The sequence below is a fragment of the Actinoplanes ianthinogenes genome (genome assembly GCF_018324205.1).
In the GTDB taxonomy this organism is placed as follows: Bacteria; Actinomycetota; Actinomycetes; order Mycobacteriales; family Micromonosporaceae; genus Actinoplanes; species Actinoplanes ianthinogenes.
This window is the reverse complement of record NZ_AP023356.1, coordinates 665,261-689,862: the sequence shown is the minus strand read 5'-3', so window position 1 is coordinate 689,862 and position 24,602 is coordinate 665,261. Positions and strand designations below refer to the sequence as shown.

Annotated in this window: 24 protein-coding genes; 11 read left to right on the top strand and 13 right to left on the bottom strand. The window is 72.2% G+C overall.

Annotated elements, in window-relative coordinates; all coding sequences use genetic code 11:
- The first annotated feature begins 46 nt into the window (after positions 1 to 46).
- On the top strand, positions 47 to 1,273 hold the full coding sequence (locus tag Aiant_RS03245) for a flavin monoamine oxidase family protein (RefSeq protein WP_189330867.1): 1,227 nt from the start codon (positions 47 to 49) through the stop codon (positions 1,271 to 1,273).
- On the opposite strand, the gene Aiant_RS03240 is transcribed toward Aiant_RS03245, so the two are convergent.
- Positions 1,245 to 1,706: a nitroreductase family deazaflavin-dependent oxidoreductase gene (locus Aiant_RS03240; RefSeq protein ID WP_189330866.1), complete on the bottom strand. Its 462-nt coding sequence runs from the start codon at positions 1,704 to 1,706 to the stop codon at positions 1,245 to 1,247. The genes Aiant_RS03245 and Aiant_RS03240 overlap by 29 nt on opposite strands.
- 196 nt (positions 1,707 to 1,902) lie before the next feature.
- Between Aiant_RS03240 and Aiant_RS03235 the strand changes: the two genes are divergently transcribed.
- From Aiant_RS03235 to Aiant_RS03225, 3 genes are all read left to right on the top strand, one after another.
- Positions 1,903 to 2,934 carry a peptidoglycan-binding domain-containing protein gene (locus tag Aiant_RS03235; protein ID WP_189330865.1) on the top strand — a complete coding sequence of 344 codons (1,032 nt, stop codon included), beginning with the start codon at positions 1,903 to 1,905 and terminating at the stop codon, positions 2,932 to 2,934.
- Between the two features lie 113 nt (positions 2,935 to 3,047).
- Positions 3,048 to 5,333 (top strand): putative bifunctional diguanylate cyclase/phosphodiesterase, encoded by a 2,286-nt coding sequence (locus tag Aiant_RS03230; protein WP_189330864.1) that lies wholly within the window; start codon positions 3,048 to 3,050, stop codon positions 5,331 to 5,333.
- Between the two features lie 72 nt (positions 5,334 to 5,405).
- Positions 5,406 to 6,926: a GGDEF domain-containing protein gene (locus Aiant_RS03225; protein ID WP_189330863.1), complete on the top strand. Its 1,521-nt coding sequence runs from the start codon at positions 5,406 to 5,408 to the stop codon at positions 6,924 to 6,926.
- 211 nt (positions 6,927 to 7,137) lie between these two features.
- Here Aiant_RS03225 and Aiant_RS03220 read toward each other — a convergent pair whose 3' ends face one another.
- Positions 7,138 to 8,568: a GGDEF domain-containing protein gene (locus Aiant_RS03220; RefSeq protein ID WP_229830046.1), complete on the bottom strand. Its 1,431-nt coding sequence runs from the start codon at positions 8,566 to 8,568 to the stop codon at positions 7,138 to 7,140.
- Between the two features lie 200 nt (positions 8,569 to 8,768).
- Between Aiant_RS03220 and Aiant_RS03215 the strand changes: the two genes are divergently transcribed.
- The 3 genes from Aiant_RS03215 to Aiant_RS03205 all read left to right on the top strand — a co-directional run bounded on the left by Aiant_RS03215 (position 8,769) and on the right by Aiant_RS03205 (position 11,445).
- Positions 8,769 to 9,497 (top strand): hypothetical protein, encoded by a 729-nt coding sequence (locus tag Aiant_RS03215; protein ID WP_189330862.1) that lies wholly within the window; start codon positions 8,769 to 8,771, stop codon positions 9,495 to 9,497.
- A gap of 17 nt (positions 9,498 to 9,514) precedes the next feature.
- Positions 9,515 to 10,813 carry a copper amine oxidase gene (locus tag Aiant_RS03210; protein WP_229830045.1) on the top strand — a complete coding sequence of 433 codons (1,299 nt, stop codon included), beginning with the start codon at positions 9,515 to 9,517 and terminating at the stop codon, positions 10,811 to 10,813.
- 62 nt (positions 10,814 to 10,875) lie between these two features.
- Positions 10,876 to 11,445 (top strand): DUF305 domain-containing protein, encoded by a 570-nt coding sequence (locus Aiant_RS03205; RefSeq protein WP_189330861.1) that lies wholly within the window; start codon positions 10,876 to 10,878, stop codon positions 11,443 to 11,445.
- 49 nt (positions 11,446 to 11,494) lie between these two features.
- On the opposite strand, the gene Aiant_RS03200 is transcribed toward Aiant_RS03205, so the two are convergent.
- From Aiant_RS03200 to Aiant_RS03170, 7 genes are read right to left on the bottom strand one after another with little or no spacing between them, the layout of a single operon-like run.
- Positions 11,495 to 12,571 carry a serine hydrolase domain-containing protein gene (locus Aiant_RS03200; RefSeq protein ID WP_189330860.1) on the bottom strand — a complete coding sequence of 359 codons (1,077 nt, stop codon included), beginning with the start codon at positions 12,569 to 12,571 and terminating at the stop codon, positions 11,495 to 11,497.
- The gene (locus Aiant_RS03195; RefSeq protein ID WP_212846935.1) at positions 12,568 to 13,167 is read right to left on the bottom strand and encodes a DEAD/DEAH box helicase family protein; all 600 of its coding nucleotides are present in this window, start codon (positions 13,165 to 13,167) and stop codon (positions 12,568 to 12,570) included. Before Aiant_RS03195 ends, Aiant_RS03200 begins: the two co-directional genes overlap by 4 nt.
- A complete protein-coding gene (locus Aiant_RS03190; protein ID WP_189330859.1) occupies positions 13,164 to 14,129 on the bottom strand; it encodes a branched-chain amino acid ABC transporter permease in 966 nt (321 codons plus the stop codon). The genes Aiant_RS03195 and Aiant_RS03190 overlap by 4 nt, the downstream gene beginning before the upstream one ends.
- A complete protein-coding gene (locus Aiant_RS03185; RefSeq protein ID WP_189330858.1) occupies positions 14,126 to 14,980 on the bottom strand; it encodes a branched-chain amino acid ABC transporter permease in 855 nt (284 codons plus the stop codon). The genes Aiant_RS03190 and Aiant_RS03185 overlap by 4 nt, the downstream gene beginning before the upstream one ends.
- A complete protein-coding gene (locus Aiant_RS03180; RefSeq protein WP_189330857.1) occupies positions 14,980 to 15,639 on the bottom strand; it encodes an ABC transporter ATP-binding protein in 660 nt (219 codons plus the stop codon). Before Aiant_RS03180 ends, Aiant_RS03185 begins: the two co-directional genes overlap by 1 nt.
- Positions 15,629 to 16,399, bottom strand: coding sequence for an ABC transporter ATP-binding protein (locus Aiant_RS03175; protein ID WP_189330856.1), 771 nt, complete (start codon positions 16,397 to 16,399; stop codon positions 15,629 to 15,631). Before Aiant_RS03175 ends, Aiant_RS03180 begins: the two co-directional genes overlap by 11 nt.
- Complete coding sequence (locus Aiant_RS03170; RefSeq protein WP_189330855.1) at positions 16,396 to 17,565, bottom strand: ABC transporter substrate-binding protein; 1,170 nt, start codon at positions 17,563 to 17,565, stop codon at positions 16,396 to 16,398. The genes Aiant_RS03175 and Aiant_RS03170 overlap by 4 nt, the downstream gene beginning before the upstream one ends.
- A gap of 118 nt (positions 17,566 to 17,683) precedes the next feature.
- Here Aiant_RS03170 and Aiant_RS03165 point away from each other — a divergent pair, with 118 nt between their 5' ends.
- Both Aiant_RS03165 and Aiant_RS03160 read left to right on the top strand, forming a co-directional pair.
- Positions 17,684 to 18,475 (top strand): PaaX family transcriptional regulator, encoded by a 792-nt coding sequence (locus Aiant_RS03165; protein ID WP_229830044.1) that lies wholly within the window; start codon positions 17,684 to 17,686, stop codon positions 18,473 to 18,475.
- Between the two features lie 101 nt (positions 18,476 to 18,576).
- The gene (locus Aiant_RS03160; RefSeq protein ID WP_189330854.1) at positions 18,577 to 19,668 is read left to right on the top strand and encodes an FUSC family protein; all 1,092 of its coding nucleotides are present in this window, start codon (positions 18,577 to 18,579) and stop codon (positions 19,666 to 19,668) included.
- Here the strand turns inward: Aiant_RS03160 and Aiant_RS03155 are convergent.
- A complete protein-coding gene (locus Aiant_RS03155) occupies positions 19,631 to 20,899 on the bottom strand; it encodes a DUF1479 domain-containing protein (RefSeq protein ID WP_229830043.1) in 1,269 nt (422 codons plus the stop codon). The two genes, Aiant_RS03160 and Aiant_RS03155, sit on opposite strands and share 38 nt — an antisense overlap.
- A 91-nt stretch (positions 20,900 to 20,990) precedes the next feature.
- Between Aiant_RS03155 and Aiant_RS03150 the strand changes: the two genes are divergently transcribed.
- Positions 20,991 to 22,079: an ROK family transcriptional regulator gene (locus Aiant_RS03150; protein ID WP_189330853.1), complete on the top strand. Its 1,089-nt coding sequence runs from the start codon at positions 20,991 to 20,993 to the stop codon at positions 22,077 to 22,079.
- Positions 22,080 to 22,083: 4 nt separating this feature from the next.
- On the opposite strand, the gene Aiant_RS03145 is transcribed toward Aiant_RS03150, so the two are convergent.
- Genes Aiant_RS03145 through Aiant_RS03135 form a run of 3 tightly spaced genes read right to left on the bottom strand, consistent with a single transcriptional unit; the run spans position 22,084 to position 24,078 of the window.
- Positions 22,084 to 22,326 (bottom strand): helix-turn-helix transcriptional regulator, encoded by a 243-nt coding sequence (locus Aiant_RS03145; RefSeq protein WP_189330852.1) that lies wholly within the window; start codon positions 22,324 to 22,326, stop codon positions 22,084 to 22,086.
- The gene (locus tag Aiant_RS03140) at positions 22,326 to 22,817 is read right to left on the bottom strand and encodes a hypothetical protein (RefSeq protein ID WP_189330851.1); all 492 of its coding nucleotides are present in this window, start codon (positions 22,815 to 22,817) and stop codon (positions 22,326 to 22,328) included. Before Aiant_RS03140 ends, Aiant_RS03145 begins: the two co-directional genes overlap by 1 nt.
- 31 nt (positions 22,818 to 22,848) lie before the next feature.
- The gene (locus tag Aiant_RS03135; protein WP_212846933.1) at positions 22,849 to 24,078 is read right to left on the bottom strand and encodes an MFS transporter; all 1,230 of its coding nucleotides are present in this window, start codon (positions 24,076 to 24,078) and stop codon (positions 22,849 to 22,851) included.
- Positions 24,079 to 24,166: 88 nt separating this feature from the next.
- Here Aiant_RS03135 and Aiant_RS03130 point away from each other — a divergent pair, with 88 nt between their 5' ends.
- Positions 24,167 to 24,592, top strand: coding sequence for a MarR family winged helix-turn-helix transcriptional regulator (locus tag Aiant_RS03130; protein ID WP_189330849.1), 426 nt, complete (start codon positions 24,167 to 24,169; stop codon positions 24,590 to 24,592).
- The last annotated feature ends 10 nt before the right edge of the window (positions 24,593 to 24,602 follow it).

The window sequence follows — 24,602 nt, the reverse complement described above, 5'->3', positions numbered from 1 at the left end:
GAATTCGGTGTGAAGCGGCGGCCGGGGCGCTGCTAACCTGCCGCGCATGTCGATCACGGCTCGTCTGCTCGGTTCCGCGGTGTCCCACTGGGGTGAGGACCCGTGGGCGCGCGGGTCGTGGAGCCTGATCGGCCGGCACGGGACGCCGCAGGACCGGATCGCGCTCGGGGCGCCCGCCGGGGAGCGGCTGCGGATCGCCGGGGAGGCGACGCACGCGACGCGGGCCGGCATGACGCACGGGGCGTACGAAAAGGGTGCCGAAGCGGCCCGATGGGCAGCGGACCTGGGGCATTCCCGCGTCGCCGTGGTGGGCGCCGGGATGGCCGGCCTCGGCGCGGCCCGGACACTCGCCGAGCGTGGCGTCCAGGCGCGGATCTTCGAGGCGCGGGACCGGATCGGCGGGCGGACCGCGGGCGTCGACGTGGCCGGAAGCGGCTTCGACCTGGGCGCCAACTGGCTGCAGCAGTACGACGAGAACGTGCTGGCCCGGCTCGCCGAACAACTCGGCCTGACCGTGGTGGTGACCGATTTCAACGATCCGCTGGTGCTGGCGGGCCCACCGGTTCCCGAGAACCTCGAGGACGAGCTCCGGAAGCGGCTGGCCGTGGCCGCCCCGGACGCCGGGATCGCGGACGTGATCGACGACTGGCTGCGGGATCCGGCGCCGTGGACGGCGGACGAGATTCATCGGCTGGTGGACGCGGAGATCGTGATGGACACGGGGGCTCCGCTGGGGTGGCTCAGCGCGCGGTACGGCTTCGAGCCCGGCGTCGGCGAGGGGGACCGGTGGATCGTGGGCGGATACCGCCTGCTCACCGAGCACCTCGCCGGCGGACTGGACATCCGGCTTCACCAAGCGATCGAGCGGATCCGGATCGAGGACGACCGCGTGGTGCTCAACGACGAGCACGAGGCGGACGCGGTGATCGTGACGGCGCCGCTGCCGGTGCTCGCCGCGGGCACCATCGCCTTCGACCCGCCGCTGCCCCCGGCGCATCGGGACGCGCTCACCCGCCTCGGCGCCGGGCGGGTGGAGAAGGTGATCCTCCGGTTCGACCAGCGGTTCTGGCCGGCGCACGGCTATTACCGGGTGCACGGACCCGAGCGCACCTCGATCAGTGAGTGGCTGGACGCCACCGAGGCCGACGGCACCCCGACGCTGGTCGGGCTCTTCGCCGGACACTGGCTCGGCACCCTGTGGGCCGGGACCGATGCGGAGATCGCCGAACGGGCGGCCGAGATCATCAGGCGCGCGGTTCCAGGACCACGATGACCGTGTCGGTGGAGCGGTTCCGCACGTAACCGTCGAGGTCCGCGTTCAGCTCGCGCCAGCGGTCCCAGAGGTGTGGCAGCTCCGCGTCGCTCGCGGCGCGCCCGTGCACCCGGCGCGGGCCGTCCTTGAGCTCGATCGTCGCGTCCGGGTTCGCCTGGAGGTTGAGCCACCAGGCGGGCTGGCCGGGCTGCCAGCCGTTCATCGCGAGGGTGACCACGTTCGGCCCGTCCTCGAAGTAGGCGAGGATGACGCTGCGCGGCTCGCCGCTGCGGCGACCGACAGTGGTCAGGCGGAACGCGCCCCAGCGGCCGGGCCTGGGCCGCCAGAGGCCGCGCCGGCCGCCGGTGATCCGGTAGTACCCGCGGTGGATCTTCCAGGCGATCAGCTCGAACCAGCGCGGCGGCACCCAGGGCGCCTTCGTCTCAGCAGCCATGCCCCATCCTCGCCCGCGTCGACTGTGGACCGGCTGAGAGCGAACCTTCATTCGACGGGGATGATCCCCGGCGCCGGAAGGGCTGGGACCCTGGCCCGCATGAACGGATGGCTGATGTGGGGACTGTTCCTGCCGTTGCTGCTGGTGGTCGCGGGCATCATCGTGATCCTTCGCAAACGCAACGGCCAGCGCTGACATGCAGGCCCGGCTCGGCGTGCTGCCGATCGCGGTGCTGCTCGCGCTCGCGGCCTGCGGCGACGGCGACGCCCAGGAGCGGGTGGACCAGAAGCGGCTGGCGAACAAGCAGGAGGCGGTGGCCGAGGCGCAGGCGAACCTGACCGCCCAGATCCAGGCCTTCTGCCGGACCGGCGCCTCCTACGTCACCGCGCTGGACCGTTACGGCGACCTGATCAGCCGGACCACGCCGACGGTCGGTGACGTGAAGCAGGCCGGCGCCGACCTGATCGAGCCGCGGGACGACGTGATCGCCGCCGCCGAGCAGGTCACCACCGCCCGCAAGGACCTGGCGCAGGCCGAGAAGGAGCTGGCGGAGACAGCCCCCTCCGCGTCGGCGTCCGCGGGAGAGGAGACGCCGCCGGCCATCGAGAGCACCACCGTCAACCGGGTCAAGCAGGCCGACTCCGACTTCGCCGCGGCCCAGGCGGGCGTCACCGACCAGACACCCCTGAAGCAGGCCTCGGAGCGGTTCAACTCCGCGGCCGTCGCCCTGGAGATGTCCTGGCTGAGCCTGCTCGCCGAGGGTGGCTGCCTGAGCGAGGACCAGCTCCGCCAGGCTCGCGATTACACCCTGGCCGTCCAGAAGTCGCTGGCCACGGCCGGTTATTACAAGAACGAGGTGGACGGCGTCTACGGCCCGTCGACGGTCGCGGCCGTCCAAGCGTTGCAGAAGGCCCACCAGTTGCCCGAGACCGGCACCGTCGACAAGGCCACCGACGCGGCGCTCCAGGCCGACCTGAAGGCCAAGGGCGGCGCGGCTGCCGACGAGGCGATCGCGTCCACGGCCGCCGTGCAGCAGACCCTCAAACTGGCCGGTTTCTGGACCGGCCCGGTCGACGGCACCTGGACCGACGAGCTGACCGCGGCCCTCACGTCGTTCCAGACCTCGCTGGGCGTGGAGCCCACCGGAACCGTGGACGCGGCCACGATCGCCGCGGTGGAGAAGGCTCAGAAACCGAAACCGAAACCGTCGCCGAGCGCCGGCGGCTGACGAGAAGCCGATCATCGGACCGCGGTTTTTCTCCGATGCCGTCATGATCTGCCGATAAGCGGAACGGCGGGACCGCCGCTTTGTTCGGTCGGACGGATGTCGAAAGAGCTGGCATGAGGAACGTCGCCCCAGCGCCGTGGCGCCATCTCGGCGCAACGATCGGCGTCCTGCTGGCCGGCACCGCGTGGTTCGCCTGGTGGTGCGCCGCCGGCGCCGGTCCCCGGCCGGCCGCCTACCTGTTCGTGCCCGCCGGCATGGCGATCGCCGCCTTCGCGACCATGAACGTGGTGCGCGGCGGTCAGCGGGCACCGGCGGCCCGGCGTTTCTGGATGCGGCTGTCCGGCGCCTGCGCGTTCCTCACCGCCGGGTACGGCCTGCTGGCCGTCGCGGCGGTCCGGAGCAGCCCGGCCTACCCGGAGATGCCGGTCCCCGCGACCTTCTGCGTCTGCGCCGGCGTGTTCGCCGCGATCTACGCGGTGGCGCGGGTGCCGCTGGGCGTCACCAGCCGGCAGGAGCTGGGCCGGCAGTGGCTCGATCGCGCCATCGCCTTCCTCGGCTGCGCCGCCGTGCTGTACCACTTCGGGCTGGTTCCGCTGATCTACCGCTCCGGGCCGCGGGACCTCCCGCTCACGGCGATGGTCCTGATGGCGTTCGTGCTGGCGGCGGCCAGCATCACGAAGGTCTCCTACATCGGCGGCGGCCCGGTGGACCGGATCGCGGTGCGGCTGCTCGCGGCGACCGGGCTGACCGGGGCTGTGGTGGCGCTGCTCGCGATCGAAGCCGGTTCCGACTGGCCGATCGTGACCCAGGCCGTGGTTCTGCCGGTCGTCCCGGTGCTCGTCACGTTCGCCGCCTACCGGCAGCAGGTCACCACCGGTAGCTCGTCGCGCCGGCCGAACACCTGGCTGCCATACCTGGCGGTGGCGGCGGTCCAGGTGCCGGTGGTGGACGCGCTCGCGCGCGGGACTGCCGCGTCGCCCCTCGTCGTCGCCGCGATCGCGGTCCTGGTCATCGCGCTGGTCATGATCCGGCAGTACCTGGTGATCCGGGAGAACACCCGTCTGCTGCGTGACCGGCAGGCCTCCGAGCTGCGCCTGCGCTACGAAGCCACCCATGATCCGCTGACCGGCCTGGCGAACCGCGTGCTCTTCCGGGACTGGCTGGACGCGGCGCTGCACACCGGCGACGTCGAGGTGCTGCTGGTCGACGTCGACGACTTCAAGGCCGTCAACGACTCGCTCGGGCACGACGTCGGTGACGTGCTGCTCGTCGCCTTCGCCGAGACGTTGTGCGGTGCGGTCGGGGACGACGGCAGGGTGGCGCGCCTGGGCGGGGACGAGTTCGCCGTCCTGGTCGCCGGTCCGGCCGGCACCGCGGACCTCGTGGCGCAGCGCGTCATCACCGCGATCCAGGTCCCGATCAGCGAGCACGGGTTGCTGGTGCACGCCAGCGTGGGCATCGCGACGGCGCCGGCCGGTGCTCCGGTGGGTGGCCTGCTCCGCGAGGCGGACATGGCGGTCCACACCGCGAAACAGCGCGGCAAGGGCAACTGGGTGCGGTTCACCACGGACCTGGAACAGCCCGTGTACGCCGACGCCCGGCTCGGCGGCGACCTGCGCCGGGCACTCGACGCCGGCGAGTTCCGCCTGCTGTACCAGCCCATCGTCGACCTGCGGGACCGTCGCGTGATCGGCGTCGAGGCGCTGGTGCGCTGGCACCACCCGCAGCGCGGCATGATCCCGCCGCTCGAGTTCATCCCGGCGGCCGAACGCACCGGTCTCATCGTGCCGCTGGGCCGGTTCGTGCTGCGCGAGACCTGCCGGCAGGCGGCGGCCTGGCTCACCGAGTTCGGCCCCGACGCCCTGGAGAAGGTGGAACCCAACGTCTCGGTCCGGCAGCTGCACGACCCCGACTTCGTCGCCGACGTCCGGGCGGCGCTGGCGGACAGCGGGCTGCCGGCCGAGCGGCTGGTCCTGGAGCTGACCGAGTCGGCCGTGCTGCGCGGCCCGCGAGTGTCACAGGTCCTGCACGAGGTGCACGATCTCGGCGTACGACTGGCGCTCGACGATTTCGGCACCGGCGAGTCGTCGCTGAGCCTGCTCCGCGCGTTTCCCGCCGCCATGGTCAAGCTCGACAAGTCGTTCGTCGACGGCATCGAGGTGGGCCGGCCCGGCACGCCCGAGACCGACGCACGGCAGGCCGTGGCCCGCGCGGTGCGGCAACTGGCCGGCGCGCTCGGCCTGGAGGCGGTCGCCGAGGGCATCGAGAACGAGGAGCAGGTACGGCAGCTGCGCCGGCTGGGCTACACCACCGGGCAGGGTTACCACCTGGGCAGGCCGATGGAGGCGGACCGGATCACCGAGCTGCTCGCCGGCCAGCGCCGGGCCGCGGTCGCGTGAACCCGGCCGGGGCGCCTCAGCGCTGCTGGTGAGCTGTCGATAGGAGCGATCGGAGGTGGCATGGGCCACGACGTGAATCCCCAGCTTCGGGCCGGGACGGCGGTGCCCGCCGCCGCGGCCGTGGTCGCCGTGGTGCTGGCCTGCTGGTTCAACGTGACCACCGCCGGGCTGCGGTTCCAGGTGGTCTGCTGCTGGCTGGCAGTCGCGGTCTTCGCCTCCTCGATGTCGTACTTCGCCTTCCGGGCCAGCCGGCAGATGGACCCGAGCAACCAGCAGCGCCGGTTCTGGTCGGCGCTGGCGATCGCGGCCGCCGTGTTCGGTGCCGGCGAGTGGGCCCAGGTGGTCACCGCGATCGTCAGCCCGCTGAGCCTGCCCGCCCTGACCGGCACCGGGCCGGCCCGGACGACGGCGCTGGCCCTCGGCTGCCTGGGGCTGACGGCCGTGGTGCTCTCCTATCCGATCCCGCACCGATCGGCCCGGGAACGGATCTGCTACCTGCTGGACCTGGCAACCGTGGTGATCGCCGCCGGCACGTACGGCGTCTACTGGAGCGTGACGTCGGCCAGCGACCAGCAGACGATCATGGCGGACGACCTCGCCACCGTGATCGCCGGGCCGGTCGTGGCGATCATGACAGCGTTCACCATCGGGCGGTTGTATCTGAGCAACGTCGCCCCGTTCAACTGGCACATCGGTGTCATCGGCCCGTTCGCCGCCGTCGTGGAGGCCATCGCCCGCGCGCTCGGCCCGAATCTGGTGGCCGCCGGGCGTCCCGGCGTCATCTTCACGATGACCGTGGCTTCGCACGCGTTGCTGATGACCGCCGCCTGGGGCCAGTACCGGTCGGGCAGCGCCGGAAAGCAACGTCACGGCACGAGCCGCAAGCGGTCGTTCAGCATGCTGCCCTACGGGGCGCTGTGGCTCACCTTCGCGCTGCTGGTGGTCAGCCTGGTGGTCAGAGGCTCCGGCCCGTGCACCTGGACGGCCGTCGCCGGCCTGGCGGCCATCACCGGCGTCGTGGTGGCCCGGCAGCTCATCTCCTTCGTCTCGAACGAGGAACTCCTGGTCGAACGGGACGCGCTGGCCGCCCGGCTGCACACCATGGCGTTCACCGACAACCTCACCGGCCTGGCCAATCGCGCGCAGTTCCTCGACCGCCTCGACGACGCGCTCGGCGACCTCGACACCCCGGTCGGTGTCCTGCTGATCGATCTCGACGACTTCAAGCCGGTCAACGACACCCACGGGCATGCCGCCGGTGACGCGGTGCTGGTGCAGAGCGCCGAGCGGCTGCGCGGCTGCGTCGGCCCGGCCGACGTGGTCGCCCGGCTCGGCGGCGACGAGTTCGCGGTGCTGATCGCCCGGTGCGGCGCCGATGACCTCGCCGCGGTGGCGGATCGGGTGGTCCGGGCTCTCGACCAGCCGTGCCCGCTCGCCGATGGCGCCGAGGCGCGGGTCCGTGCCAGCGTGGGCGGCGCGGTCTCCCTCGACGCGAGCCGGGACGCGCTGGCCCTGCTGCACACCGCGGACCAGGCGATGTATGAGGCCAAGTGCGCGGGCAAGGGCGCGTTCCGACTGGCCGCGGTCGCTTGACGGCACGGCGCCGCCGTAATCCGGTGTGGCGTCGTCGCGACCAGTCCGGTGTCTCATGGTGGGGCCATCGCCCGACGCCCCCGCAGGAGCGCCGCGCACGTGAGCGCCCGGCTCCAGGTCGGCTCAGCGCGAAAGCCGCGACGGCCGCGCCGGCTCGCCGGCGCGGCCGTCTGACCGTGCGAGATCCCGGTCGGCCCGGGAAGCACCCTGACTACTGGACCGGCACCGCGATCCGGTTCCGGCCGTCGGCCTTGGCGACATAGAGCGCCGAGTCGGCACGAGCGGTCAGTTCGTCGGAGGTCTCGGTGCCGTCCCACTGCGCCACGCCGGCCGAGAACGTCTGGCCCAGCGGCGTCGCCAGCCGCATCCGGTCGACGATCTCGCGGGCCTGGTCGACGGTGGCGTCCGGCAGCATCAGCACGAACTCCTCGCCGCCGTAACGGGCCAGGTGGTCGACCTCGCGGGACTGTGCCAGCCACGCCGCCGCCGCCTCCTTGAGCAGGCGGTCACCGGCCGGGTGCCCGTACGCGTCGTTGAACTTCTTGAAATGGTCGATGTCGATCACCGCGACGGTCACCGGGGAGCCGCTGCGCCGCGCCCGCTCGATCCCGCGGGGCAGCTCGGTGTTCCACGCCCGGCGGTTCGGCAGGCCGGTCAGCTCGTCGGTGACGGCCAGCTCGCGTGCCTTCTCGGTCTGCACGTCGAGCTGGGTGAGCAGCTGCGACATGCGGGTGACCACGAGCAGGAACAGGGCGGCGCACCCCACCGCGATGGAGAGCACGTCGGTCACCCGGTGCTGGGTGGCCTGCACGATCAGCAGACCGGGACCGATCAGCGAGGCGAACGTCAGGGCGGCCAGCAGCGGCCGGCTGATCCGGGCCGGGCGCGGCGCCACGGTCCGGGCCAGCGAGCGGGCGTCCTGGTGCACGGCCGCCGCGCCGAACAGCAGGTAGCCGGCGAGGAAGACGTCGGCGAGCACCCGGTGCGCCATCGGGCCCGGCTCCCAGGCCATCTGGTTGATCACCGCCCAGGTGCCGTCGCCGGCCAGGAAGCAGATCAGCGCGGCCGACACCAGCCGGAACGACCCGTTGTGCCGCCCGCCGCTGAGCAGCAGCCGCACGGTCATGGCCAGCAGCACCACGTCACCGAGCGGGTAGGCGACGCTGACGATGTGCCCGAGGAGGCCGATCGTCGGGTCGGAGGCGGCCGGCTTGACCATGAACACCCAGGCCAGCAGGCCGACGCCGGTGGTCAGCGTGGTCGCGTCGACGAGGCTCGACCAGTCCCGGTGTGCGGCGCGCCGGCGGATCAGCAGGAACATGCCCGCGGCCACGGCCGGGTACAGCGACAGGTAGGCGGCGTCGGCCCAGGACGGGAACCCGGGGTTGAGCTGGGTGCGGGTCAGGATGTACTCGACCAGGATGCCGCCCGAGTTGCCGGCCACGCCCAGCGCGAACAGCCACCACGACGCGGCCATGGCGGACCGGGTCCGGCGGACCCCGACGGCGATCATCGCGGCCGCGAACCAGCCGCACCCGACCTGCCAGATCAGCTGGAGCGTGCTGTCGTCGGGCACGGCCAGAAAACCGGCCAGACCGATCGCCGCGACGACCATATAACACCGCATCAACCGGCTACTCATGGCCTGATATGACACCCGGCGGCGGTTTCCGTGCGGGGACCGAATCGGGTGCGGAACGGTTGCACCGGCAAAATTGTTAACAGAACATCGATCAATCGGGAATGGTTAACTGCCTGTTCAGAGGCTCCCTTACGAAAATTTTACGTTCCACTTGGGAGTGTCCTCCGCGCATCACCAAGCGACGGGGAGGAATGCCAACAGTGGATCGGTACCGAAAATGGGGCTGGGGCCTGGGCATCGCGACGATCACCGCGGTGAGCTCCTTCGCCATCGCCTCCTGGCAGGCGAACGCCGCACCCAGCACATCGCCGACCGCGGCGCCGACGGCCGAGCAGGCACGGGTCTCGGACCCGAGCCCGGTGCCCGAGGCCGCCTCGGGCACCGGCAGTGACCCGCTGACCACCAGCGAGGTCGACAAGGCCCGGGCCGCCGCGGTCACTCCGGCACTGGCCGCGAGCGCCGAGGACGTCACCGGCAAGACCGGCCCGGAGTACCTGGCCGCCGAGCTCGACGCGGACGGCAGCCGGCAGGCCGAGCTCTACTACTACGACTACAAGACCGAGAAGCTCTACAAGCAGGTCATCGACCTCACGACCGGCAAGCTCGTCAAGTCCTACGCGGCGACCGGCATGCAGCCGCCGGCGTCCCCGCAGGAGGCCAAGGTCGCGCTCGAGCTGCTGGTCGCCGACCCGCTCAGCGCCGACTTCAAGGAGGCCTACCACAAGGCCACCGGCAAGACCCTTGACGGTACGACCGGCCTGGAGCCGATCGCGCACATCTACACCGCCAAGCCCGCCGACCAGGGCGCGAGCCAGTGCGGCAAGAGCCGGTGTGTGCAACTCATCGTGAAGACCGCGGACGGCCACTTCATCAACGTGACCGACCTCGTCGTCGACCTGTCCGGGCGCAAGGTCGCCCGCCTCAAGTGAACGGGGTTCGCAGCAGCATGACGTACCGAATGATCGCCGGCGCCGCCGCGCTCCTGACCGCGGCCACGCTGGCGGCGACCGTGCCGGCCACCGCGCAGGCGGCGCCCGCGGCGACCACGCCGTGCGGCTCCTCGGCGATGGTCAAGGAAACCCTGCCCAACGGGACGACCTGGCAGCTCTGCTGGCGGATCAACGACAAGGCCGGCCTGGTCCTGGACCACGTCTTCATCAGCACCAAGAAGTACCCGCAGGCGGTGCAGGTACTCGACTCGATCCGGCTCGCGCAGCTCAACGTGCCCTACGACACCGGTGACACCGAGTACAACGACCTCACCGCCATCGGCATGGGCGGCTACGGCATGGAGACGCTGACCGGCGACGACTGCAAGGGCGGCTCGATCCGGACCGGCTCGGACGGCGGTGGCGAGCCCGAGCAGCGCAAGGTGCTCTGCGTCAGCGCCGAGCCGCGCGGCCTGGCCTACCGGCTGCACGACTACGAGTACGACCCGAACACCGACCAGAGCACCGAGAAGGTCTACTCGCAGCAGGGCCACGACCTGGTGCTGCGGACGATCAGCAAGCTCGGCTGGTACGAGTACGTCACCGAGTACCGCCTGCACGACGACGGGCAGATCTCGGCCCGCCTCGGCGCCACCGGCGACCTGGCCCCGAGCGAGTACTCGACCAGCAGCACCGGCTGGCCGATCGGCAAGGCCGCTCGCGACTACTCGACGATGCACTACCACAACGCGTTCTGGCGGGTCGACTTCAACATCGCCGGCAAGGGCGGTGAGAAGGTCGAGCAGTACGACACCACCACCGACGGCCGGGGCACCGTGGCCGCGAAGCTGAAGACCACGAAGACCGCGATCGCCAAGGAGGGCACCTTCAGCAAGGTGAACCAGCGGTGGTGGCGGGTGGTCAGCCCGACCAGCAAGAACGCGGACGGGCACCAGCGGTCGTACGAGGTGGTGACCACCGGCGGTGACCGGTACGAGGGGCACCCGGAGACCAAGCCGGACATCACGTTCTCGCAGAAGAACGCCTGCGAGAAGTGGGCCAGCGACAACGCCTCCGACCCGGAGTGCCCGCTGAACATCCAGACGGTCGTGGACTTCGTCAAGAACAAGGAGACGCTGACCGACCCGGTGGCCTGGGTGCGGGTCGGCTTCCACCACGTGCCGCGCGACGAGGACCAGAGCCCGATGCCGCTGCACTGGCAGGGCTTCGAGATGGTGCCGCGGGACTTCACCGAGATGAACCCGCTGACTCCGGCCGGACTCGCCGGCCGCAACGGCAACCAGAGCGAGAACTAGACCGCACTCGGCCCGGTGACCACGTCACCGGGCCCTGGGCGTACGCGAAGAAGGGTTTGATCGTGAATCTCCGTCGTCTGGCCGCGGCACTGGTCCTGCTGGTCGCCGGCGTCGCCGCGGTCCTGCTGCGCGGCGGCCACGCGCCGGAGCAGAAACCGGCCGTCGCCGCCGAGACCGAGGCGCGGCCGTCCGGGGTCGACGTGCACTACGCGCAGATGATGGTGCTGCATCACGAGCAGGCGGTGGCGATGAGCCGGACCCTGCTCGCCAAGGGCAGCGTCCCGGAACGGGTCCGGTTGATCGCCGAGTTCATCATCCAGGACCAGCAGCTGGAGATCGACCAGACGAACGAGTGGCTGACCGCCTGGGACGAGCCGGCCGCCGGTCCGGCCGGCAGCGGCGCGGAGCACGGCATGCTGAGCGCGGCTCAGCTCGGTGACCTGGACCGGGCCGACGCGCGCAAGGCGCCGGCCGTCTTCCTCCGGCTCATGATCGAACACCACCGGGGCGCGATCACCATGTCCCGGTCGCTGCTGGCCGGGCCCGAGGGCAACGCCTACATCCACAGCCTGGCCAAGCACGTCGTCAACGAACAGACCGCGGAGAACGACGCGATGGCGGCGCTGCTCTGAGCGGCGTCGCCGACGGCACCGAACCGGCCGGCCGCTCCCTGCCGGACGATCAGCCCGGTCCGGGGCGTGCCGCGGCGACCACCGCCGCGGCCAGGCGGTCGAGGTCCGCGTCCGGGCGGCCGAACCGCCGGCGGACATAGCCGTAGGCGAGCCCGGTGTCCGGATCCGCCCAGCCGGCCGCCCCGGCCGCGCCCCCGTGCCCGATCGCCCGCGGCCCGCAGTACGACCGGGTCGCGCTCAGATCCTCGAACCCCAGCGCGAAGTGATCCGCCTGCCAGGTCACCAGATCCGCCCCGAGCGAGTACGACCGGGCGAACTCGGTGATCGTCTCCGGGCGCAGCAACGGCCGCCGCCCGCCCACCGCGCTGATCGCGGCCGAGTACATCCGGGCGACCCCGCGCGCGTTCCCGACCCCGCCGACCGAGGACTGGCCGAGCGCCCGGGCCCGCCGGGTGTTCCCGAACGCGACCAGGTCGAACCGGGCCGTGTTCAGCGCCACCGCGACCAGCGACGCCGGGTCGAAGTCGGGCGCCGGCTCGGCGGACGGCAGCAGCGGCCGGAACCGCGGTTCGAGCTCCTCGGGCAGGCCGAGCCACAGGTCCAGGGCGTACGGCTCGCGGATCCGGGTGGCGTACCACTCCTGGACCGAGCGGCCGGTGACCGCCCGCACCTCCGCGTCCAGCAGCGCCCCGATGGTCAGCGCGTGATAGCCGCACGCCGTGCCCGGCTCCCAGAACGGTTTCTGCCCGGCGAGCCGGGCCGCGATGACCCGGTCGTCGGCGGCCTCCTCGATGCCGAAACCGCCGTCCACCCCGATCAGCCCGGACCGGTGCCCGAGCAGCTCCCGCACGCTCAGCGGGAACGGCAGGCTGCGCACCGGCGCGTCCAGGTCGAGCCGCCCCTCCTGGACGAGGATCGCCGCGACCAGGAACGCCGCGCCCTTGGTGACCGAGAAGACGCCGGTCAGCGCGCCGGGGTCGCCGGTGGACAGGTCGACCACCGGCACGCCGTGCCAATAGACCGCGAGCTGCGAGCCGGCGCCGGCCGGCTCACCCGCCACGAACGCCGCGAACTCGTCGCGGACCGCCGCGAACTCCGGCACGGTCCACCCGGCGACCTCCGTCATGCCGGGGTCGCGGCCGGCTCGGGCAGCACCGCGAGGCCGAAGTGCGCGATGACCGTGGCGGCCACCTCGTCCGGGCTCAGGTGCGTGGTGTCCAGGCGCAGGTAGTCGTCGCGGCCGGCGAACCGGTCGCCGGAGTCGAGCTGGTAATCCGCGTCCATCTCGAGCAGGTTGGCGCGCGACCACTCCAGATCCCGCTTGGACGGTTTCGCGGCGAGCCGGGACGCGCCCTCGTTGCGCCGCAACCGTTCCGCCTGGTCGGCCTGCAACTCGAGATAGAGCACCCGGCCGCCGCGGCTGCGGAACAACTCCGCATACCCCTCGATCGTCGCGGCGTCCTCCTCGTGGTCGAACGCCCACACGAAGGTGAAGATCATGCCGGGCAGGTCGCTGGCGGCGACCTCGGCGATCAGATTGCGCCGGAAATCGCCGACCAGCCGCCCGAACGCGGGGCTGTCGAAGCGGAAGAACCTCAGCACCGGCTCGATCGTCATGTGGTTGTGGAAGACCCGCAGCCCGGTCCGGGCCGCGACGGCCTCGCCGACGGTCATCTTCCCCACGGCCGGCGGTCCCACGATGAACAGCAATGTCCCGGTCACGCCGCGACCCTATCGGCCGTCCGTTCCGGCCCGCGACGCAGTTTCCGGCGCAGCGCCGGGACGATTCCGTTCGGCAGGAAGAGCACGACGGCGATCAGCAGCAGCGCGTAGACGGCGTAGGACAGCACGCTCGGGGCGTAGCTCGGCATGCCCGGCCGGGTCGCGAGCGTGCTGAGCACCTGCACCACGACGGTGATCAGCGTGGCGCCGAGCAGGGCGCCGGCGATGCTGCCCAGGCCACCCACGACGGCCATCACGACGTACTCGATGGAGAGCAGCACCGGGAACGAACCCGGCGCCAGATAGCCGACATAGAACGCGTAGATGCCGCCGGCGAGGCCGGCGAACGCGGCCGACACCGCGAAGACCAGCAATCGGTACGCCCCCACCGGCACCCCGCTCGCCTCGGCCGCGACCTCCGCCGTGGCCAGCGCCCGCAAACCGCGCCCGACCCGGGACCGCACCAGCAGCGAGGCGATCACCGTGGTCACGACGACACCGGCCAGCACCAGATAGGCGTAGTCCCGGTCGCCGGTGAGTTCCACCCCGCCGGCCGACAGATAGGGAAGGCCCTGCAACCCGATCGCCCCACCGGCCCAGTCCGCGTCGCCGAGCACCGACAGCAGGATCAGTTGCAGCGCCAGCGTGGCGAACGCCAGCTGATGCCCGCGCAACCGCAGGATGGGCACCCCGACCACGACCGCGGCCGATGCCGCCGCGACCGGTGCGGCGACGAGACCGAGCAACGGCGGGACGTCGTGCACGGCCAGCAGCCCGGCCGTGTAGGCCCCGATCGCGGTGAACGACGCCTGGCCCAGCGAGACCTGTCCGGCGTACCCCATCAGCAGCGACAACCCGACCACCGCCATGGCCGCCAGCCCGAGCAGGATGTACACCGTCAGCTGCCCGCGTGTCAGCACCGCCGGGAGCACCGCGGCGACCGCCAGCACCAGCCATTTCATGCCGCCTCCACGAGTTCCCGGCGCCCGGCCCGGGCGATCAGCACGGCCAGCATGAAGATCAGCGCCACCTCGGTCTGGTAGGCGGTGCTGCCGTATCCGGCCACCAGCGCCTGGACGATGCCGAGCAGCAGGCCGCCGACCAGGGTCAGGCCCGGCCGGGTCAGGTCGCCGAGGATCGCGGCGGAGAAGCCGTTCACCACGAGCACCACGTCGCTGTCGAAGCTGACCTGCTGGACCGGGGTGATCAGCACGCCGGCCAGGCCGCCCAGCGCGCCGCCGAGCGCGAACGCCAGCAGGCCCATGCGCAGCACGCTGATCCCGATCACCCGGGCCGCGTAGGGGTCGGCGGCGGTCGCGGTCAGCGCCTTGCCGAGGTCGGTGCGGGCGAACAGCAGCGTGGTGCCGGCCAGCACGACCGCGGTGACCGCGACGATCAGCAGGTAGTGCGTCTGGAGGCGGGCGCCCAGCACGGTCGTGGAGCCGCCCAGGCCGGGGAAGGATCTCGGCTGGTCGCCCCAGAGCAGGATCTCCACGGCGTACGCGAGAACGCCCAGGCCGAGCGTGACGATGAGCGCCGCCTGCGGCGTGGTCCCCGGTTTTCCGGTCGCGACGAGCCCGATCAGCAGACCGATCCCGGCGGCGAGCAGCACCGCGAGCGCCTCCGCGAGGCCGTGCGGCAGCCCGGCCGCGAGCAGCGTGGTGACCGTCAGCGCGGCCAGCACCGCGAAGCTGCCCTGCGCGAAGTTGACCACCCGGGTCACCCGGTAGATCACCACGAGGCCGCTGCCGAGCAGGGCGTACGCGCAACCGGCCGCGATCCCGGTGATCAGGTACTGGACGAGTTCGGCCATCACGCCTCCAGCCCGAGGTAGGCGGCCGCGACCTGCGGGCTGCCGGCCAGCTCGGCGGAGGCGCCCGCGGCGACCACCCGGCCGGCCTCCAGCACGTAGGCGCGCGAGCACAGGTCGAGGGCGAGCCGGGCGTTCTGCTCGATCAGCAGCACCGCGAGCCCGTCGGCGGCGTTGCGGTCGCGCAGGTGGGCGGCGAGGCTCGCGACGACGCGCGGCGCCAGGCCGAGCGACATCTCGTCGATCACCAGGACGTCCGGGCGGCTCATCAGGGCACGGCCGAGGGCGACCATCTGCTGCTCGCCGCCGGACAGCCGGCCGGCCGGGCGGTCGCGCAGTCTCCCCAGCTCGGGCAGCAGGGTGTAGATGTGCGCGGTGTCCCGGTCGCGGCGGCGCCAGGCGCCGAGCCGCAGGTTGTCGTCGACGGTCAGCGGGGCGAACAGGTGCCGGCCCTCGGGGACCAGCGCCAGGTCGCCGGTCACCCGCACCCGGCCGCGTCGTGCGGCCAGGATCCCGCAGAGCGTGTTGACCAGGGTGGACTTGCCGGCGCCGTTCGGCCCGATCAGCGCGACCATCTCGCCCTCGGCCACGTCGAGGCTGACGCCGTCCAGGGCGGTGGCGGCGCCGTAGCCGACGACCAGGTCACGCACCTCAATGATCATCCGGGCCACCCAGGTACGCCTTGATCACCGCGGGGTCCGTCCGGATCCGCGCGAACGGGCCGCTGGCGATCACCCGGCCCAGGTCGAGCACGGTGACCCGGTCGGCGAGCCGGGCGACGAACCCGACGTCGTGCTCGACCAGCAGGATCGACAGGCCCTCGCCGCGCAACTCCTCGATCAGGCCGGCGAGGGCGGTCCGCTCCGGCCCGCGCAGGCCGGAGGCCGGCTCGTCCAGCAGCAGCAGCCGGGGCCGGCCGCACAGGGCGCGGGCCACCTGGAGCGCGCGCTGCTGGCCGAGGGGCAGGTCGTCGGCGGGACGGTCGGCCCAGCCGTCCAGACCGGTCTTCTTCAGCGCGCGGGCGGCGAGCGTACGGATGACGGTCTCGTCGTGCCGATGGCGCGGCAACCGCAGGACGGCGGCGACCGGCCCGGCGCGGGTGATCGCGTGCGCGCCGACCATGGCGTTCTCCGCGACGGTCATGCCCCGGAAGACCGGGGCGTCCTGGAACGCGATCGCGATCCCGCGCCGGGCCCGCCGGTGCGGCGCCAGCCGGTCGATGCGCCGCCCGTCGTAGCCGATCGTGCCCGCGGTCGCCGGCAGCTGCCCGCCGATCAGTTTGAACAGGGTGGACTTGCCGGCGCCGTTCGGCCCGATCACGGCGTGCGTCTCGCCCGGCGCGACGTCCAGGTCGACGTCGCGCAGGGCGTGCACGCCACCGAATCGGCGGGTCAGCCCGACGGCGCTGAGCAGGGCGGTCACTTGGCCAGCTTCGATTTCGCCCAGTCGGTGGCGACGAACGTGCCGCCCTTCACCACGTTGATCGAGATGTAGTCGGCGGTGAGTCCGGCGTGGTCGGTCGCCGAGTAGTGATAGGTGCCGTTCGGGGTGGTCAGGGTCAGTCCCTCGAACGCCGCCCGGATCTTGTCGGCGTCCGTGCTGTTCGCCGCGGTGACCGCGGCGGCCAGCAGCTTCACGCCGGTGTAGCCGTCGGCCGCGAACTGCGGCGGCGGGTACCCGTACTGGGCGGTGAACGGCGTGGACAGCTCCTCGACGGCGGTCCGCTGCTGGCCGGCCGGCAGTTGGTCGCCGACGACGGCGATCGAGCTGGCCACGAAGACGCCCTCGGCCGCCGCGCCGGTCGGCTTGAGCCAGAGGGTGCTGGCCTGGGAGCCGGTGAACATCAGCGGGACGCCGAGGCCGGCGGTGGCGTACTGCTTGGCGAAGGCGACCGCGGGGGCGCCGGTCGACCAGACGGTCAGGGCCTGCGCCCCGGACGCCTTGACGTGGTTGAGGATGGCGCTGAACTCGGTGGTCGTGGTCTGGAACTCCTCGTCGGCGACCAGGGTGATGCCGTACCGGGAGGCCTTCGACCTGGTGCCGGCGGCGCCGGCGTTGGCGTAGGAACTGCGGCTGTCGTGCGCCACGGCGATCTTCGTGTACCCCTGCGCCTGGTAGTACTGCAGGATCCGGTCGGCGTAGGTGGCGCTGGTGGCGGGGACCACGTAGACGTACGGATGGACGGGGTTGACCTGCTCGTCCGCCGGGGTGAGCGAGACGTAGGGGATCTTCTCGCGATCCACCTGCGGGATCGTGGCCAGCGCCGAGTTGGAGAACGGCGAGCCGATCACCGCGGCCACGTCGCTGCCGGTCAGCTCGTTGAAGCTGAGCACCGACTGCTCGGGCTGGCTCTTGTCGTCGCGCACCAGCAGCTCGATCTGCCGGCCGAGCAGCCCGCCGGCCGCGTTGATCTGCTGGACGGCCAGCTCGACCGCCTTCTTGTCCTCGCTGCCCAGCGGCGCGTAGTTGCCGGTCAGCGACAGGATCGCGCCGATCTTCAGGGTGTTCGTGTCGTCGGAGTCGTCGCCGCAGGCGGTGGCCGTGGTGAGCAGCAGGAGCGCGGCGAGGGATGACCAGAGTCGTTTCATGTCGCCCGCTTTCATCGAAAGCTGTGGTTGCGGCCAAGTTAGGCGTGGATGTGACACTGGTCAAGAAATTGCCCTACATCGCTGCACATGCCGCCAACATCCCCGGTACCGTGCGCTCGTGCGTTCCTCGTCGGTCATGCTCACGTTTCTCGGCGACCACCTGCTCGATCGCGGCGTGTGCGTCTACTCCGGCAGCGTGATCGACGTGCTCGGCCGCGCCGGCGTCTCCGCCGAGGCGACCCGCTCCACGCTGACCCGGCTGACCGCCCGCGGTCTGCTGCGCCGTCAGCGGCACGGCCGCAAGATGTACTTCGGGCTCACCGACCGCTCCACCCGCATCCTGCGCGACGGCGCGGTCCGCCTCTGGGAGACCGGCGCGGTCAACCACGACTGGGACGGGACCTGGACGCTGCTCGCCTTCTCGCTGCCCGGCGAGCGCCGCCGGGAGCGGCACGACCTGCGGGCCCAGCTGGCGTGGGCCGGGTTCGGGCCGGTGCAGGGCGGGCTCTGGATCGCGCCCGGGCACCCCGACGTGCGACCGATCCTGGCGGACCTCGGGCTCGGCCCCCACATCCGGATCTTCCGGGCCACGGCCGACGAGGCGACCGACGTCGCCGAGATGATCTCCCACGCCTACGACCTGCCGGCACTCGCGGCGCGTTACACCGATTTCAGTACGCGATGGGCCCCACCGACGTCCGGCAGCGATCCTCTCGCCGCCAAACTGCGCCTGATCACGGACTGGCTCCAGATCATCCGCCAGGACCCCCGCCTGCCCATCTCCCACCTGCCCCCGGACTGGCCCGCGGCCTCCGCGCAGGAGTTGTTCTTCCAGCTCAACGCGCGTCTCGCCGGACCGGCCGCGGAGATCGCCGCAGCGTTGCTGGACACCGCGCCACTGATGGAGTGAGCCGTGCCCGGTTCCGGCCCGGAACGCCCGCCGCTAACCCCGATCGGGTGATGCGGTGCCGGGCGCTCCGGTCGATGCTGATATCGACCGGAGGTGACGTGATGGCCGGCTCAGAGCTCACCGGCACAGGTTGGCGACAGCGCCTGGCCCGGGTGTTCGCGCTCAACCGGGCCGGGCTGGCCGTGCGCCGCGGCCTGGCGGCGATCGTGATCCTGGCGGTGCTCCTGGCCGCGCTGCACGCGCTCGACCTCCAGGCGTACGCCTTGAGCCTGGTGTTCGGCGTGCTGTTCGTGGCGCTCAGCGATCCCGGCGGGCCCTACCGGGCCCGGCTGCGGGAGATGACGCTGGTCGGGGTGGTCGGCGCGCCGCTGACCGCGCTCGGCTTCGCCGCCGGCACGTGGGCCTGCGGACTGGTCACGCTCGCCGCCTTCCTGATCACCGGTCTGGCCGGGCTGGCGGTGACCTTCGGCGTGCACCGCTTCGTCGGCGCGCTGCTGGTGAACATCTGGTTCCTGGTCGCACTCGGCGCGGGCGCCGCGGCCGGGCAGTCCCGTCCCTGGGCACAGGCGCTGGCCTGGCTGGCCGGGTTCGCGCTGTGGGTCGCCGCCACCTGGCTGCTCTGGCTGGCCCGCGGCCGTGTCGTCCGGACCTCGCCGTTCCCGGAGATCCCCGGCGACACGTCACCGCGGCCGCTGACCCGGCCGGTGATCATTTTCGCGGTGCTGCGCGCGGTCCTGGTGGCCGGCGCCGTCGCGATCGCGTTCGGGCTGCACGCGCCCAACGCCGACTGGCTGCCGATCGCCACGATCGTCGCGCTCAAGCCGTCGCTGGAACAGTCCCGGCTGGTGGCCGCGCAGCGCCTGGCCGGCGCGATCCTGGGCGCCGCGCTGGCGACGACGCTGCTGCTCAGCGTCGACAGCGAGGTCGCCCTGGGCGTCGCCCTGATCGTCCTGGCCTCGGTCGCGGTCTGCATCCGATTCGTCAACTACGCGCTGTACACCGGCGCGGTCGCGGCGACCGTGCTGATCGCGATGGACCTGCCCCACCCGGACGACCTGGCGGCCGAGGGCGAGCGGGTCCTCTACACGTTCGTCGGCCTGGCGATCGGGGTGGCCGGGATGCTGGCGGCCGACCTGCTCCAGAAGCGCGCCGCGATCAGGGCAGGCCGAGACCCCGGCGGCCGGTCTCGTTGAGGTCGGCGGGCGAGAAGCGGTTCGGCCAGTCGCGCTCGTAGTGTTCGGCCGGGAAGTCGGTGGGGCTCTCGCCGGTCAGGAAGGCGTGGCGGACGGACGCCGCGTACTCCTCGTTGCGCGGGCACCACGGGGCGGCCGGGATGTACATGACGTTGCCCCAGCCACGCTGCGCCTCGACCGGGGCGACACTGTGGATCATGTCGCAGTGCCACCAGACCGAGTCGCCGGCGCGGACGTCCGGGATGCCGGACAGGGCGTCCATGAGCGGGGCGTGCCACTTGTGGCCGGCCGGGAAGACCTGGTTCACGGTGACGCCGCACATGTCGTCGTCCGGGACGTCGCTCAGCAGCGGGCGCAGCATCAGGTAGGCCATCGCCTCCGGGATCGGCACCGTGTGCAGCACGCCCTGGTCGTGATCCATGTCGGACAGCGCGGTCCAGCCCTGGAACGTGCGGAACGCCGAGCACATGGTCGAGCCCGGGTACTGCGGGCCGGCGGTGCGGTGGGCGGCGTCCCACGGGTCGTACTGCTCGACGCTGCCGTCGAACAGGTGCCGGAACGCCTGCTGGTACGCCTGGGTCATCCACAGGTCGAGGGTGCCCGGGTCGAGGTGCGTGCCGAGACCGGCCGAGTCGGCGCCCTCGGGGCGGCGGCGGATGCGGTCGGGGTACAGCGAGTCACGGTTCGGGTCGAACCACTGCACTCCGTCGGACTCGTGCTTCCACTGGCTGTTGAGGAACGCCTGGACGGCCGCCATCCGGTCGCTCTGGCGGGCCTGCATCTGCGCGGGTGACCAGTAGATCGGGTAGATCTCGGGCTTGGAGCCGACGCTGCCGAAGAAGTCGTCGCCGGGGCCGCGATAGTTCTCGAAGAACTGGTTGCTCTCGACGTAATCAACGATGTCTTGATCCCACTGCAGGGCCTGGTCGCGATCGAAGTGACCGCGCACCACGAGGCAGCCGCGGCGGCGCAGCAGGGCGAGCTGCTCGGCGCTGACGGTCCCGGCGGCGATGTCGGTGTAGTCGATGACCGGCCAGACGCTCTCGCCGCGCCGGCGTGCCGCGGCGATGTCGTCGACGGCGGCCTGCACCCGCTGCTCGACGACCGCGAACACCTCCTCGACGCTGCGGCCCGAGGCGGCGATCCGCTCCCGCAGCGCGGTCTTGATCTCGCGGGTGGCGGCCTTCAGGTCGGCGGGCGGTGCTTCCCAATGCGGCAGGGTGCTGGTCACGGCCTCGATCCTTTCAAGTCAAGTCTCCTTACTTGAATGACTGTAGGACGCGGTCCCCTTCCCAGGCAAGGCTCCTGACTAGAATCGGCGGGTGGACTCCGCCAAGCCGTCACCGGAGCTGGTGCGCTCGGTGACCGACGAGCACGTGCTGCGCGCGCTGATCCGGCACCGCCGCCTGACCCGGGCCGAGCTGGCCACCGAGATCGGCATCTCCAAGCCGACCGCGGGGGAGAGCGTGCGCCGGCTCGCGGAACGCGGGCTGGTCGCCGACACCGGCGAGCGGACGCCGGGTGGGCGCGGCCGGGGGAGGGTCGGCTCCTATTACGCGCTCGCCCCGGAGGTGGGTGCGGCCCTGGCCGTGACGATCGCGCCGGAGGGGGTCGTCGCCGAGCGACTCGACGTCTACGGCGACACGGTCGCCCGCGCGACCCGGCAGATCGACCGCCCGGCCCGCCCCGACCGGGTCGCCGCCGCCCTGCGGGAGGTCGCGGCGGAACTGGCCGCGGATCCCATCCGGGTGGCCGTCGTCGGTGCCGCCGACCCGGTCGACCGGGCCACCGGCCGCCTCGTCCACCTGCCCGACTCCCCGTTCCTGGTCGGCGAGCTCGACCCGGTCGCCGTCCTGTCCCCGCTGGTCGCCGGCCCGGTCACGGTCGACAACGACGTCAACTGGGCCGCCCTCGCCGAACGTGACAGCGCCGGCGACCTCCGCGACTTCGCCTATCTCTACCTGGGCGAGGGCCTGGGCTGCGCGATCGTCAACGACGGCGAGATCCGCCGTGGCCGCACCGGCCTGACCGGCGAGATCGCCCACCTCTTCGTCCCCGGCCCCGGCGGCCGGGCGATCCGTTTCATCGAACTCTTCGCCGAGCTCGGCCTGCGCCACCCGGACTCCACCGCGATCGACGTCGACCGCCTCCTGCGCAACCGTGAGGCCCATCCGGCGCTGGCCGTCGCGGTCGGTGGCGTGATCGCCGCCCTGATCGCCCTCGCCGACCCGCAGGAGATCGTCGTCGGCGGCCCGTGGGGTCCCGCCCTGCTCGGCGATGTCGTCGCGGCCGCCGCCTGGTCCCCCCGCGAGATCCCGGTGCGCCCCGCCGCCCTGCCCGCCGACCCGGTCCTCGCCGGAGTCCGTGCCGCGGCCCTCGGCGTCCTCCGCGAGACGGTCGCCAACCAGTGACAGCTCAGGTCTCGTCGCCCCACAAGGACTCGACCGTCACGTCCAGCGCCCGGGCAATCTTGATCGCCAGGTAGACGGAGGGAGCGTAGTCGCCCGTCTCCATGGCGATGATGGTCTGCCGGCTCACCCCGACGGCGGCCGACAGGCCCTGCTGGGTCAGTGCGGCCTCCTTGCGCGCGGCCCGGATCCGCGCCCCCGCCGCGCCGCCGGCCTCCGGGGCGCGGACCGGGCCGGAGGGTGGCGCCATCAGTCCTCGTCCTCGGCGAGCGCCTCGCGCTGCTGCCACTGCCGAGCCTTGCGCAGCGCCGCCAGGATGCTGATCATCGCCCCGAACACGCCGCCGACGGCCGCGCCGATCCAGCCGTCACCCGCCGGGTCGTCGGCGTGCAGCGCACCGACCAGGAACACCACGTAGGGCGACACGGTCAGTGCCGTGATCAGGATCCGTTTCGACCCCCACCCGCGCGGGTCCGTCTCGACCTTGCGCCGTCGCACGTAGACCGCGCAGAGCACCATCGGGCCGAAGAGCAGGACGAGGACGATCGTGAGCGGCAGCACGGCGGCCTCGCCGAGCGACCACACCATGACCGCCGCCGCCCAGGGGATGAGCAGCGAGTGCAGCGCCGAGGCGGTGGCGATCCCCTCATACCACCGGAAGCGCTCGCGCTCGTCACCGTACAGGTCGCCGCCGATGTCGAGGTTCCACCGCACCACGCGGTCGACTACTGAGACCGTCATGAGGCGATCCTCGCGTAAAGACTTCTTGACGTCAAGTCGACTTTACATTGCCCGCCCGGCCCAGGGTCCGGATCGGGCGGGCGGCCAGCAGGGCGAGCGCGGCCAGCAGGGCCACCGCGGCACCGACCAGGAGCACCCGGTCGGTGCCGAACGCCGTCACCGCCGGGCCGGCCAGGGCGCTGCCGATCGGGAACATGCCCACCGAGCCGGCCACCTCGTAGGCGTGCACCCGGTTCAGGACCTCGCCCGGCACCTGGGTCTGCACGCTGGTGGCCCACATGACGCCCCAGAAGCCGAGGCCGGCGCCGACCGCGACCTGGGCGGCCGCGAGCGGGCCTACCGGCCAGCCGAGCACGATGCCGAGCGGGTAGAGAGGGAAGGCCAGCATCGCCACCGCGCCGGCGGCCAGCGGCCGGGCCGGCTTGTAGCGGATCGCCAGCAGGCCCCCGGCCACGGTGCCGGCCCCGAGCGCGCAGTTGAGCAGGCCGAACGCGGTGGCGCCGTGCTCGGGCACCAGGACGCCGGCGGCCACCGGCAGCAGCGGGCCCCAGGAGAGCACCGCGAAGAACATCCAGATCACGATCACGCCCCAGAGCCACGCGCGGGAGCGGAACTCCCGCCAGCCGGCCGCCAGGTTGCGCCACAGGCTCTCGCCGGCGGGCGGGGCGGGCACCGCGCCGAGGCGGAGGGTGAGCAGGCACGCGGCGCTCGTCCCGTACGCCACCGCGGAGATCAGCATGACCCCGCCGGTGGCGCCGAACCCGACCAGGACGCCGGCCAGCGCCGGACCGGCCAGCCCGGTGAGCGCCTCGGAGGTGCGCAGCACGCCGTTCGCGCCCTGAACGTCGCGGGCGACCAGCGGGACCGTCGAGGCGGCGCCCGGCTGGAACATGGCGTTCGCGGTGCCGGCCACCGCGAGCAGCGCGTAGAGCTGCCAGAGGTGGTCGATGCCGTGCAGGAAGAGCACCGCGAGCAGCAGGTGGGCGACCAGGTTCGCCAGGTCGGCGGCGATCATCATGCGGCGGGCGGTGAACCGGTCGGCGAGCACGCCGCCGAACAGCACCAGCGCGGCGAACGGGCCGATCAGGAAGGCCATCGCATAACCCACGACGTCCAGGGCGTACCCGTCGCTGAGCAGGCCGGCGGCCACCGCGACCGGCAGCATGGCCCAGCTCAGCAGGCCCGCGCTGCGGGCCGTGAAGTAGTACCGGAAATTGCGGGACCAGATGGCCGGCTCGGTGTGCCGGAGGGTGAGGCTCATATCGAGGGAGGTTAAGTGCACATGCATCTAATGCACAAGCACTAAATGAGCATGCACCTAGTGCAGGTGCATGTGATAGGGTCGCGCCGTGGAGGACCTCGTCGACCAGTGGCGGCGGCTGGCGGCACGCCAGGTGCGGATCAGCAACGCCCTGGAGCAGGTCCTCACCCAGCGGCACGGTCTGAGCTGCCACGAGTTCGAGGTCCTCGACCAGCTCGCCGAGTGCGCCGAGGGGGCCAAGCCGCGGGTCCAGGACATCGCCGACGTCGTGTCGATCACCCAGAGCGCCCTGTCCCGGCTCATCGGCCGGCTGGAGCGGCAGGGGCTGATCGAGCGCCGGCTCTGCGAGGACGACCGCCGCGGGATCAACGTGTTCCTCACCGAGGCCGGCCGCGCCCGGCACGCCGAGGCCCACCCGACCTATCGCGAGGTGCTGGCCCGTGAGCTGCCCGCCGATCCGGCCGGCAGCGAGGTCGGGCTCGGCGCACGGTTCGGACGGGTCCACCGGCCCTGAGATCCCCGGT